Source organism: Nonomuraea sp. NPDC050022 (assembly GCF_044460705.1).
Lineage (GTDB): Bacteria > Actinomycetota > Actinomycetes > Streptosporangiales > Streptosporangiaceae > Nonomuraea.
In genome coordinates this window covers 535,411-547,729 of record NZ_JBITKE010000004.1, presented here as the reverse complement: position 1 = coordinate 547,729, position 12,319 = coordinate 535,411, and the positions used below count along the sequence as shown (strand labels likewise).

Annotated in this window: 10 protein-coding genes; 7 read left to right on the top strand and 3 right to left on the bottom strand. The window is 66.6% G+C overall.

The window, feature by feature from the left end; genetic code table 11:
* Positions 1-2: 2 nt before the first annotated feature.
* The 3 genes from yidD to rpmH are packed head-to-tail and all read right to left on the bottom strand — an operon-like array spanning position 3 to position 840.
* A complete protein-coding gene (yidD, locus tag ACIBO2_RS19170; protein ID WP_357655404.1) occupies positions 3-260 on the bottom strand; it encodes a membrane protein insertion efficiency factor YidD in 258 nt (85 codons plus the stop codon).
* Between the two features lie 17 nt (positions 261-277).
* Positions 278-643, bottom strand: coding sequence for a ribonuclease P protein component (gene rnpA / locus ACIBO2_RS19165; RefSeq protein ID WP_358534342.1), 366 nt, complete (start codon positions 641-643; stop codon positions 278-280).
* 59 nt (positions 644-702) lie between these two features.
* Complete coding sequence (gene rpmH, locus ACIBO2_RS19160; RefSeq protein ID WP_093172456.1) at positions 703-840, bottom strand: 50S ribosomal protein L34; 138 nt, start codon at positions 838-840, stop codon at positions 703-705.
* Between the two features lie 573 nt (positions 841-1,413).
* Between rpmH and dnaA the strand changes: the two genes are divergently transcribed.
* The 7 genes from dnaA (at position 1,414) to gyrA (ending at position 12,318) form a co-directional block, all read left to right on the top strand.
* Positions 1,414-2,985 carry a chromosomal replication initiator protein DnaA gene (gene dnaA / locus ACIBO2_RS19155; RefSeq protein ID WP_358534340.1) on the top strand — a complete coding sequence of 524 codons (1,572 nt, stop codon included), beginning with the start codon at positions 1,414-1,416 and terminating at the stop codon, positions 2,983-2,985.
* 522 nt (positions 2,986-3,507) lie between these two features.
* Positions 3,508-4,647 carry a DNA polymerase III subunit beta gene (gene dnaN, locus ACIBO2_RS19150; RefSeq protein ID WP_358534824.1) on the top strand — a complete coding sequence of 380 codons (1,140 nt, stop codon included), beginning with the start codon at positions 3,508-3,510 and terminating at the stop codon, positions 4,645-4,647.
* 48 nt (positions 4,648-4,695) lie between these two features.
* The gene (gnd, locus tag ACIBO2_RS19145) at positions 4,696-5,634 is read left to right on the top strand and encodes a phosphogluconate dehydrogenase (NAD(+)-dependent, decarboxylating) (RefSeq protein ID WP_358534338.1); all 939 of its coding nucleotides are present in this window, start codon (positions 4,696-4,698) and stop codon (positions 5,632-5,634) included.
* 86 nt (positions 5,635-5,720) lie between these two features.
* A complete protein-coding gene (recF, locus tag ACIBO2_RS19140; protein ID WP_397298173.1) occupies positions 5,721-6,953 on the top strand; it encodes a DNA replication/repair protein RecF in 1,233 nt (410 codons plus the stop codon).
* Positions 6,943-7,491, top strand: coding sequence for a DUF721 domain-containing protein (locus tag ACIBO2_RS19135; protein WP_358534334.1), 549 nt, complete (start codon positions 6,943-6,945; stop codon positions 7,489-7,491). Before recF ends, ACIBO2_RS19135 begins: the two co-directional genes overlap by 11 nt.
* Positions 7,492-7,832: 341 nt before the next feature.
* A complete protein-coding gene (gyrB, locus tag ACIBO2_RS19130) occupies positions 7,833-9,776 on the top strand; it encodes a DNA topoisomerase (ATP-hydrolyzing) subunit B (RefSeq protein ID WP_358534332.1) in 1,944 nt (647 codons plus the stop codon).
* A gap of 34 nt (positions 9,777-9,810) precedes the next feature.
* The gene (gyrA, locus tag ACIBO2_RS19125; protein WP_358534330.1) at positions 9,811-12,318 is read left to right on the top strand and encodes a DNA gyrase subunit A; all 2,508 of its coding nucleotides are present in this window, start codon (positions 9,811-9,813) and stop codon (positions 12,316-12,318) included.
* Position 12,319 lies beyond the last annotated feature (1 nt).

The window sequence follows — 12,319 nt, the reverse complement described above, 5'->3', positions numbered from 1 at the left end:
AGCTATCTCCCTTGCGTTTCGTGGGACCGAACCGGGCGTGGGGGCACCGGGTCTATACCTCCGGGATGGAATGGGTGGCACCGCCCGATGCGCCGGACAGTCAGCCATGTGCCGCGCAATGCACCATGTACGGCTATCGCTTCGAGCCCGTAGGCACTGCACGACGGATAGAAACGGCAACGTGGACCGAGCATCGGGCTGATGAAGGCCCGATAGAACCGGATCGGGATGATCAATGCCCGAGCGGGGAGGCTCGGCATCCCTTGCGGCTGCTCCGTCATCTGTGTCCATCCATCGCGGACTCGCGCCGCCTGAACAAACGATCCAACGCGAGGTCGAGCTCGGCGGCAAGGTGCTCGTATCGCGCTGACGCGGCCGGTGGATTGGCGCGTACCACCAGCAGGCTACCTCGCGGGAGCCGGTCGAGACGGTCCCGCATCAGGTGTCGGAGCCGCCGCTTGACCTTGTTACGGACGGCGGCGCCACCCACAGCTCGGCTCACCACGAAACCAACCAGAGGCGTCGAATCCCCAGAAATGCCTAGATGCACTACCAGGGTAGGACGGCCCGCGCGCTTCCCACGCTTGACGGCCGCCTCGAACTCCTCCCCGCGTCGCATGCGGGATTGACGGGAAAGCACCATATACGCCTATCGCCCGCCGGCGGACTTCACCGGCGGGCGGACTATCGGACGCGAGTCGATCAGGCCGACAGCGTTTCGCGGCCCTTACGGCGGCGAGCGGCCAGGATGGCGCGACCGGCCCGGGTGCGCATCCGCAGCCGGAAGCCGTGGGTCTTCGCGCGGCGACGGTTGTTCGGCTGGAAAGTACGCTTGCTCACGGGTGGGCTCCAGGCTTGAAGGTGCGCCGCAGGGGCGCTGATACACACATGGCTGGCTTGCCAAGAGAGCGAGGGCACGCGAAATAGCCGTCGCGTGACAAGCCGACCATGGCACGTTACGGGGCAAGCATGCCCCAGGTCAAACTGGCGGCCCGGACGAACGGGTTATCCACTAATCCACATGCGGGTTTTCCACATCCTCGGCCGCGTCCACAGTATGTGCACTCAGGTACCACTAGGCTGTGGACAACGCTTGAACACAGCTGTGCACAGAGCTACTGTCAGCCCTCCCAGAGCCGCTCAAAGCCTGTGCATAACTTGTGGATGGCCTGTGGATGGTGTGGGCGTCCAGCTCGGCCGACACGCTGTGGACCAAGGCGCCGGCCGCCCCTGCGGGTGGGAGCTCCATGTGGATAACTCGCCCCGGTGGACAGCCAGTGACGGTGCACCGACGACTTGTGACGTACGTGTGCGAAGCGCCAATAATCAGGCCGCAACAGGCCAATGCCCGCACTGGGCAGGCGGTAAACGATCTATCGCGGGGGGCCGCGAGAGGAAGGAGGGGCACCGCACATGAACCATGTCGACCTCGGCAAGGTATGGGCGAGGGCCCTGAGCAACTTCCTCAACGAGAACGTCCCGATACAGCAGCGCACCTGGCTCTCCATGGTGCGCCCGATCGCCCAGGCCGACGACACGATCGTGCTGGGCGTCCCCAACGACTTCCTGAAGGACCTCATCGAGGGGAAGCTGCGCCCCCTCGTGGCCCACGCGCTCTCCCAGGAGCTCGGCCGGGCGATGCGCCTGGCCGTGATGATCGACACGACGGCTCCCGAGCAGCAGATGCCGGACCTTCATCCACAGCCTGTGGCTCAAAATTATCCCCAGGGCCTGGACCCCCAGCCACGTTACGCACAGCCCCCATCGGCCCAGCACTACCAGGCTTCCGAGCCTCCGCAGTTCTATTCTCCACAGCCGGACCCGGCTCAGATATCCACCGAATATCCACAGCCCACGTTCACTTTTGAACAGGGGCAGTCGCCTGTGGAGAAACTGCCGGAGCCGACGCACAACCGCTGGGAAGCGAAGAGCAACAAGCCCAGCGAACCCGCCCGGCTCAACCAGAAGTACACCTTCGAGACATTCGTCATCGGGGCCAGCAACCGATTCGCCCACGCGGCCGCCGTGGCCGTAGCCGAATCCCCCGCAAAGGCGTACAACCCCCTCTTTATTTATGGCGACTCGGGCCTGGGGAAGACCCACCTCCTGCACGCGATCGGGCATTACGCCCAGAGCCTGTACGACGGCGCGCGGGTGAGATACGTGAGCTCGGAGGAGTTCACCAACGACTTCATCAACAGCATCCGCGACCACAAGGCCGACGGCTTCCGCGGCCGCTACCGGGCGATCGACATCCTGCTCGTGGACGACATCCAGTTCCTGGAGGGCAAGGAGCAGACGCAGGAGGAGTTCTTCCACACCTTCAACACCCTGCACAACGCCAACAAGCAGATCGTGATCTCCAGCGACCGGGCGCCGAAGCAGCTGATCACGCTGGAGGACCGGCTGCGCAACCGGTTCGAGTGGGGCCTGATCACCGATGTCCAGCCGCCCGAGCTGGAGACCCGCATCGCGATCCTCAGGAAGAAGGCCATCCAGGAGGGCCTGGCCGCCCCGCCCGAGGTCCTGGAGTACATCGCCAGCCGCATCTCCACCAACATCCGCGAGTTGGAGGGTGCCCTGATCAGGGTCACCGCCTTCGCCAGCCTCAACCGGCAGGGCGTCGACCTCCAGCTGGCCGAGGTGGTGTTGAAGGACCTGATCACCTCCGACGGCGGCGGCGAGATCACCATCGCCACGATCATGGCCAAGACCGCCGAATACTTCGGCATCAGCATCGACGACCTCTGCGGCAGCTCGCGCAGCCGGGCTCTGGTCAACGCCAGGCAGATCGCGATGTATCTGGTACGCGAGCTGACCGACCTCTCACTGCCGAAGATCGGGCAGCAGTTCGGCGGCCGCGATCACACGACCGTCATGCATGCCGAGCGCAAGATCCGCTCGCTCATCGCGGAGCGCAGGTCGATGTACAACCAGGTCAACGAGCTAACAATGCGCATCAAACAGACGTCGCGCGGATCCTGACCGTTATGCACAGCCTGTGGATAACACTGTGGATCAGGGGAAACGTCAGATCGCGACGGCCGTACGCCCCATCTTCGCCTGAAAAATCCTGCGCGATGCCTGGGGATAAAGTTGGGGACATCCTGAGGACAACCTGGGGACATCCGGTGGATGACTTGTGGACGGCCTGTGCACAGTCGAAAAAGGGTCTCCCGCGAGGCCGTTTATCCCGTGGATAACCTGTGGAAAGCCGGTGGATGACCAGTGGATGAACGCACCATGATCTGGGGACGAGCTGTGGGCAACGAACCTTCATCCCCAGGCGGCGAAGTTTCCCCCAGGCGTAATCCACCGAGCATGTGGGCGACGCCACGCAAGCTGACCAGGGGAAACGCCCGTTGTCCACACTATCCACAGCCCCTAGTGTGAAGACCACCTATCTCTCTTACTAAGAAACTCAAGACCCATAGAGGGGTTCTCCCGGAACTCGGGTGCGGGAGAGGCAACACTTGAATCAACGACGAACTCAGGAGGCTGATGACCGTGATGTTCCGAATCGAGCGAGACGTCCTCGCTGAGGCGGTGGCATGGACGGCACGCAGCCTGCCCGCGCGACCGTCGGTCCCCGTTCTCGCCGGAATGCGGATGGAGGTCACCGAGGACCAGCAGCTGAAGCTGTCGGGCTTCGACTACGAGGTCTCCGCCGAGGTGACGCTCGAACTCCACACCGGTGAGGCCGGCGTCGTCCTGGTCTCCGGCAAGCTGCTCGCCGAGATCACCCGCGCGCTTCCCGCACAGCCTGTGGACTTCGTCGTGGAGGGAGCCAAGGCGGTCGTCACTTGTGGCAGCGCCCGGTTCACCCTGCTGACCATGCCTGTGGAGGACTACCCGTCGCTGCCGGCCATGCCGCCGGCCGCCGGCCGGGTGGGCAGCGACGTCTTCGCCGCCGCAGTCGGCCAGGTCGCCGTCGCCGCGGGCAGGGACGACACGCTGCCCATGCTCACCGGCGTACGGATGGAGATCGAGGGCGACACCGTGACCCTCGCCGCGACCGACCGCTACCGCCTGGCCGTACGCGAGCTGAAATGGCAGCCCGACCAGCCCGACTTCGCGGCGATCGCGATGATCCCCGGCAAGACGCTCGCCGACTCGGCCAAGGCGCTCGGCGCGACCGGCGCCGAGGTGGAGATCGCGCTCAGCTCGGCGGGCGGCACCGGCGAGGGCATGATCGGCTTCTCCAGCGCCGGGCGGCGGACCACGACGCGGCTGCTCGACCCCGAGTTCCCCAAATACCGCTCGCTGCTGCCGACGGAGTTCTCGGCGCGCGCCGACCTGTCCACAGGCTCGTTCGTCGAAGCGGTCAAGCGCGTGGCCCTGGTCGCCGAGCGCAACACTCCGGTACGCCTGGCGTTCAAGAGCGGCGAGGTCGTGCTGGAGGCCGGCAGCGGCGACGAGGCCCAGGCCGTCGAGGTGCTGCCGGTCGACTACGAGGGCGAGGAGATGAACATCGCCTTCAACCACCAGTTCCTGCTGGAAGGGCTGGGCGCGATCGACTCGGACGTCGCCCGGCTGCAGATGACCACGTCCACCAAACCCGCCATCCTCACCGGTGGAAAGCCTGTGGATGACGGCGGAGTGCCCGACTACCGATACCTGATCATGCCGATCCGCTTGTCGAGCTGAAAATCCCATCGGGGATTATGGAGGCCTGACTAGGGGAGTTGGTACATCATGCAGATCGGCATGGTCGGACTTGGCAGGATGGGCGGCAACATGGCCGAAAGGCTGCGCCGCGGAGGTCACGAGGTCGTGGGCTATGACCACAACCGGGAGGCCAGCGACGTCGGCAGCTTGAAAGAGCTGGTCGACAGGCTGGAGACGCCGCGCGCGGTCTGGGTGATGGTCCCGGCCGGCAAACCCACCCAGCAGACGGTCGACGAGCTCGGCAAACTCCTCTCCGAGGGCGACATCGTCATCGACGGCGGTAATTCACACTATGTGGATGACCAGAAGCACGCCGCCGAGCTCGCCGAGCGCGGCATCCGCTTCGTCGACTGCGGCGTGAGCGGCGGCGTCTGGGGTCTGCAGAACGGCTACGCGCTGATGTGCGGGGGCGACGAGCCGGTCGTCCAGCACATGATGCCGATCTTCGAGACGCTCAAGCCCGAAGGCGAGGACGGCTTCGTCCACGCGGGCGAGGTCGGCGCGGGACACTTCGCCAAGATGGTCCACAACGGCATCGAGTACGGCATGATGCAGTCCTTCGCCGAGGGCTGGGAGCTCCTGGAAGCCTCCGACATCGTCAAGGACGTCAAGGGCTGCTTCAGCAGCTGGCGCACCGGCACCGTCATCCGCTCCTGGCTGCTCGACCTGCTGGTGCGGTCGCTCGACAGCGACGAGCACCTCGAGGAGCTGCGCGGTTACGCACAGGACTCCGGCGAGGGCCGGTGGACCGTGCAGGCCGCGGTGGACCACGCCGTGCCGCTGCCGGTGATCACCGCCGCGCTGTACGCCAGGTTCGCCTCGCGTCAGGAGGACCCGCCCGCGATGAAGGTGGTGGCCGCGCTGCGCAACCAGTTCGGCGGCCACCCGATCGCCTCGGCGGAGGGCTCGACGGGCATGGGCGCCGACTCCCCCGGCGCCGACGTGACCCCGCCGAACGTGCGCTGAGCCGATATCGATTTATCCGATGCCGGTTTTCCACAGGCGCACGCCGGTGACCCCAGTGAGCTGCGTGGCCCACTAACCTTCTTGGGGTGCACGTCGCCCATCTGTCGCTGACCGACTTCCGGTCCTACGCCTCCGTGGAGCTTGGCCTGGAGCCGGGCGTCACGGCGTTCGTGGGGCCCAACGGCCAGGGCAAGACCAACCTGGTCGAAGCCCTCGGCTACGTCGCGACGCACTCCAGCCACCGGGTGGCGAGCGACGCGCCTCTCGTACGACGGGGCGCGAGCCGGGCCATCGTGCGCTGCGCCATCCACAGGGACGACCGGCGGGCGCTGGTCGAGCTGGAGATCAACCCGGGGCGCGCCAACCGCGCCCGGCTCAACCGCTCCCCCGTGTCCAGGCCGCGCGACGTCATCGGCCTGCTGCGCACGGTGCTGTTCGCCCCCGAGGACCTGTCGATGGTCAAGGGCGACCCCTCTGAGCGGCGGCGCTTCCTCGATGAGCTGCTGGTGAGCCGCACTCCGCGCTTCGCCGGCGTACGCGCCGACTACGACCGCGTGCTGAAGCAGCGAGGAGCGCTCCTGCGTGCCGCCTCCCAGGCCCGCAGAGGGGCCAGGAGCGCCCGAAGGGCCGAGAGTGACACAGGATTCTCAGCGGCGGGCGCCGGAGACGTCCTGAGCACTCTGGAGGTCTGGGACGCGCATCTGGCGAGACACGGCGCGGAGCTCCTCCAAGCGCGGCTCGATCTCATCGACGCGTTGCGCCCGCTGGTCGCCGGAGCCTATGCCGCGCTGGCCCCCACGAGTGCCCCCGCGACACTGGCCTATCGCAGCAGTTTGTCCACAGGCGGCGACGCGGCTGAGGACGAAGTCCCCGGTGAGACGGGATCTTCCGATACACAGACGTTATCCACAGACTTGGGGAAAACCCTTGAAGAACGACTCCGCGAGCGGCTATTGGAAGTCCGCGCGGCCGAGCTGGAGCGAGGTGTCACGCTCGTCGGCCCGCACCGCGACGACCTGATCCTGGGCCTCGGCGAGCTGCCCGCGCGCGGCTACGCCAGCCATGGCGAGTCGTGGTCGTTCGCGCTGGCGCTCCGGCTGGCCGCCTACGACCTGCTCCGGGCCGAGGGCGGCGACCCGGTGCTGATCCTGGACGACGTCTTCGCCGAGCTCGACAGTCAGCGCAGGCGCCGCCTGTCCGAGATCGTCGCCCCCGCCGAGCAGGTGCTCATCACCGCGGCGGTGGCCGACGACGTGCCCGGGGAGTTGATCGGGGCCAGGTTCGACGTCGCAGAAGGGAGCGTGACGCGTGTCCGCTGACAGCAACCGCCAAGGATCCGCCGACGGCACATCCCGGGTGCCCGCCGATGACAACCCCACGGCCAGGGGCGCGGCGATGGCCAGGGAGAAGCTGGCCCAGGCCAAGGCCGACGCGGCCAAGCGCGGCCAACTCCCCCGCCGCGAGCCCAGGCGCAGGGCGGGGGCGGCGCGCAGGGACGCCGGCGATCCACAGCTTTTCGGACGCGCGATCTCCGACCTGCTGGCCGACCGCGGCTGGGAGCGGTCGGCGGCCGTCGGCGGAGTGTTCGGCCGCTGGTCCGACATCGTCGGTCCCGAGCTCGCCGCGCACACCAAGCCCGATTCGTTCGACGACGGCGAGGTGCTCATCCTGGCCGATTCCACCGCGTGGGCGACCCAGGTACGCCTGCTCGCGCGCACTCTCGTACGCCGGCTCAACGAGGAGCTCGGACACGGCACGGTGACGAAGGTGAAGGTCAGAGGCCCGCAGAACGCACCGCGCGCGGCCGGGGGCCTGAGGGTGACCGGCAGCAAGGGCCCGGGAGACACCTACGGCTGAGCCGGATCGGCGACAAACCCATGGGCCGGATCCGCGAGAAAACCCATCAGAGAGCCGCAGACGCGATGACCCCCCTTCCTGTGGGGGGATGCTCGAAGAGGGGGAAATCAAGCGACAGGCCGTTACAGGCGCGTTCAATGCCACCTTGGGCCCTCAGAGCCGGTAGAATGAAACTGGATTCCGGACACGTCCGTTTGCGTGTCACCCCCGGCACGCATACAGCGCCGATTCCCCCGGGTGATCAACGCAACGGGGCACTCACGACGGTGACGGGCACGGCAGGGGCAGCTTGACATGTGTCGCCTCCCCAGCCGCGTGTCCGCGGCAGGAGGATTTGGCACTTGTCCTACGACGCTAGCTCAATCACCGTACTCGAAGGGCTTGAGGCGGTTCGCAAGCGCCCGGGTATGTATATCGGCTCGACCGGTGAGCGCGGTCTGCATCACCTGGTCTACGAAATCGTCGACAACTCGGTGGACGAGGCCCTCGCCGGCCACGCCGACCGCATCGACGTCACCCTGCTCGCCGACAACGGTGTGCGGGTCATCGACAACGGCCGCGGCATCCCGACCGGCATCCACCCGGTCGAGAAGCGTTCCGCCGTCGAGGTCGTGCTGACCACGCTGCACGCGGGCGGCAAGTTCGACGGCAAGTCGTACGCCGTGTCCGGAGGTCTGCACGGCGTCGGCTCGGCCGTCGTCAACGCGCTGTCCACCGCGATGGAGGTGGAGGTCAAGCAGAACGGCCACATCTGGCGGCAGCGCTACGAGCACTCCAAGCCGACCGCGCCGCTGGCGACGGATGGGGAGACCACCGAGACCGGCACCACGATCACGTTCTGGGCCGACGAGTCGATCTTCGAGACCACCACCTGGAACTTCGAGACGCTCTCGCGGCGCTTCCAGGAGATGGCCTTCCTCAACAAGGGCCTGACGATCGTGCTGCGCGACGAGCGGCCCGACCACGTCAACGGCGACGTCGTCGAGGTCACCTACTGCTACCAGGGCGGTCTGTCCGACTTCGTGACGCACCTCAACTCCAAGAAGGAGCCCGCGCACGCGTCGGTCATCGACTTCGAGGAGCACGGCGACGGCGTCTCCGTAGAGATCGCCATGCAGTGGAACAACTCCTACAGCGAGTCCGTCTACACCTTCGCCAACACCATCAACACGGCTGAGGGCGGCACCCACGAGGAGGGCTTCCGCGCGGCGCTGACGTCGATCGTCAACCGCTACGCGCGCGAGCAGAAGTTCCTCAAGGAGGGCAAGGACGACAACCTCTCCGGCGAGGACGTCCGCGAGGGCCTGACCGCGATCGTCTCGATCAAGCTGGCCGACCCGCAGTTCGAGGGGCAGACCAAGACGAAGCTCGGCAACACCGAGGCCAAGTCGTTCGTCCAGAAGGCCTGCAACGACCACCTGCGCGCCTGGTTCGAGCGCAACCCGGGCGAGGCCAAGGACATCATCAACAAGTCGCTGCAGGCCGCCAGGGCCCGCCTCGCGGCTCGCCAGGCCCGTGACCTGACGCGGCGCAAGTCGCTGCTGGAGTCGGGCAGCGGCCTGCCGGGCAAGCTGGCCGACTGCCAGTGGAACGACCCCGACAAGTGCGAGCTGTTCATCGTCGAGGGCAACTCGGCCGGCGGTTCGGCCAAGGGCGGCCGCGACTCGCGTTTCCAGGCGATCCTGCCGATCCGCGGCAAGATCCTCAACGTCGAGAAGGCCCGGGTCGACAAGGTCCTGCAGAACACCGAGGTCCAGTCGCTGATCACGGCCATGGGCACCGGCGTGCACGACGAGTTCGACATCAGCAAGCTGCGCTACAACAAGCTGATCCTGATGGCCGACGCCGACGTCGACGGCCAGCACATCACCACGCTGCTGCTGACGCTGCTGTTCAGGTTCATGCGCCCGCTGATCGAGGGCGGCCACGTCTACCTGTCGCAGCCGCCGCTCTACAAGATCAAGTGGGACCGCAAGGGCGACGACGCCTCCTACGCCTACTCCGACCGCGAACGCGACGCGATCATCGAGGACGGCATCGGCCGCGGCAAGCGTGACCCCCGTGCCCACGACGGGGTCCAGCGGTTCAAGGGTCTCGGCGAGATGAACGCCAACCAGCTGTGGGAAACCACCATGAACCCCGACAGCCGCGTCCTGCTCCAGGCCACGCTCGATGACGCGGCCCAGGCCGACGAGATGTTCAGCGTGCTCATGGGTGAGGACGTCGAGGCACGCAGAGCCTTCATCATCCGCAATGCGCGAGATGTCCGTTTCCTAGACGTGTAGCGCACGGCCGTACAGTAGAAAAGGATCTTCACACGTGACGGAAGTGAACACTCCGCCTCCACCGTCTTCGGACCGCATCGAACCGGTCGACATCCAGACCGAGATGCAGCGCAGCTACATGGACTACGCGATGTCGGTCATCGTCTCGCGTGCCCTGCCGGACGTGCGTGACGGTCTCAAGCCGGTGCACCGCCGCGTGCTCTACGCGATGTACGACGGCGGCTACCGCCCCGACCGCGGCTACTTCAAGTGCTCGCGCGTCGTCGGTGACGTCATGGGTTCCTACCACCCCCACGGCGACTCCTCGATCTACGACGCCCTCGTACGCCTGGCGCAGCCGTGGTCGCTGCGCCACCCGCTGGTCGACGGGCAGGGCAACTTCGGCTCTCCGGGCAACGACGCGCCCGCGGCGATGCGCTACACCGAGTGCAAGCTCGCGCCCATCGCCATGGAGATGCTGCGCGACATCGACAAGGACACCGTCGATTTCCAGCCCAACTACGACGGCCGCTCCCAGGAGCCCGTCGTACTCCCGGCGCGCTTCCCCAACCTGCTGGTCAACGGCTCGGGCGGCATCGCGGTCGGCATGGCGACCAACATCCCGCCGCACAACCTGCGCGAGGTGGCCGAGGCCGTCAAGTGGTCGCTGGACAACCCCGAGGCCTCCGAAGAGGAGCTGCTCGAGGCGGCCATCGCGCGGGTCAAGGGCCCCGACTTCCCGACCAAGGGCCTGATCGTCGGCCGCCGGGGCATCGAGGACGCCTACCGCACCGGCCGCGGCTCGATCACCATGCGCGCCGTCGTCGAGGTCGAGGAGGACAACAAGGGCCGGCACGCCCTCGTCGTCACCGAACTCCCCTACCAGGTCAACCCCGACAACCTCTCCTACAAGATCGCTGAGCTGGTCAAGCAGGGCAAGGTCACCGGCATCGCCGACGTCCGCGAGGAGTCGTCGTCGCGGGTCGGCCAGCGGCTGGTCATCGTGCTCAAGCGCGACGCCGTCGCCAAGGTCGTCCTCAACAACCTGTACAAGCACACCCAGCTCCAGGACACCTTCGGCGCCAACATGCTGGCCCTGGTCGACGGGGTGCCGCGTACGCTGCGGCTCGACCAGTTCATCACCTACTACGTGGCGCACCAGATCGAGGTCATCGTCCGGCGGACGCGCTACCTGCTGCGCAAGGCCGAGGAGCGGGCCCACATCCTGCGGGCGCTGCTCAAGGCGCTCGACCGGATGGACGAGGTCATCGCGCTGATCAGGCGCTCGCCGTCGGCCGCGGAGGCCCAGGGCGGCCTGATGACGCTGCTGGAGATCGACGAGATCCAGGCCCAGGCCATCCTCGACATGCAGCTGCGCAAGCTCGCCGCCCTGGAGCGCCAGGCGATCCAGGACGAGTACGACGCGCTGATGACGGCGATCGCCGACTACCAGGACATCCTGAGCTCGGAGCCCCGGCAGCGGCAGATCGTCGGTGACGAGATGGCCGAGATCGTCGCCCGCTTCGGCAACGACCGCCAGACCGAGATCGTCGCGTACGACGGCGACATGTCGATCGAAGACCTCATCGCCGAGGAAGAGATCGTCGTCACCATCACTCGCGGTGGCTACGCCAAGCGCACCCGTACCGACCTTTACCGGGCGCAGAAGCGTGGTGGCAAGGGTGTCAGGGGCGCGCAGCTGCGCCAGGACGACATCGTCGACCACTTCTTCGTCACGACGACCCATCATTGGTTGCTGTTCTTCACGAACAAAGGCCGCGTTTACCGCGTCAAAGCGTACGAACTCCCCGACGCCGCGCGCGACGCGCGGGGCATGCACCTGGCGAACCTGCTGGCCATGCAGCCCGACGAGACAGTAATGGAGGTCCTCGACCTGCGTGACTACGACGTCGCCCCTTACCTCGTGCTCGCCACCCGCAGCGGCCTGGTGAAGAAGACCCGCCTGTCGGAGTACGACTCCCCCAGGTCCGGTGGTCTGATCGCGATCAACCTGCGGGACGACGACGAGGTCATCGGGGCCCGCCTGGTCTCCGAGGAGGACGACCTGCTGCTCGTCTCCAAGGGCGCGCAGTCCGTCCGCTTCACCGCCTCCGACGATGCGCTGCGCCCGATGGGGCGGGCGACGAGCGGCGTCATCGGTATGAGATTCCTTGATGGTGACGAACTTCTCGCCATGAATAGAATTGCCGATGGTCAACATGTGCTTATCGCCACGAAGGCTGGGTACGCAAAGCGGACACCCGTCGAGCAGTATCCAGTTCAAGGACGTGGCGGTAGGGGCGTGCTGACTGCGAAAATCGTCAGTTCCCGTGGCAAGCTGGTCGGAGCAGTCATGGTCAACCCAGAGGATGAGGTCTTCGCGATCACGTCCGCCGGCGGGGTGATCCGGACGAGTGCCGGGGAGATCAAGCAGTCCGGCCGCCAGACCATGGGAGTGCGTTTGATGAATCTCGCCGAAGGCGACAGCGTGGTGGCCCTCGCCCGGAACGCCGAGTCCATGGAGACTTCGGTGGAGATTGAGGAAGACGGGGGAGGAGAGTAGG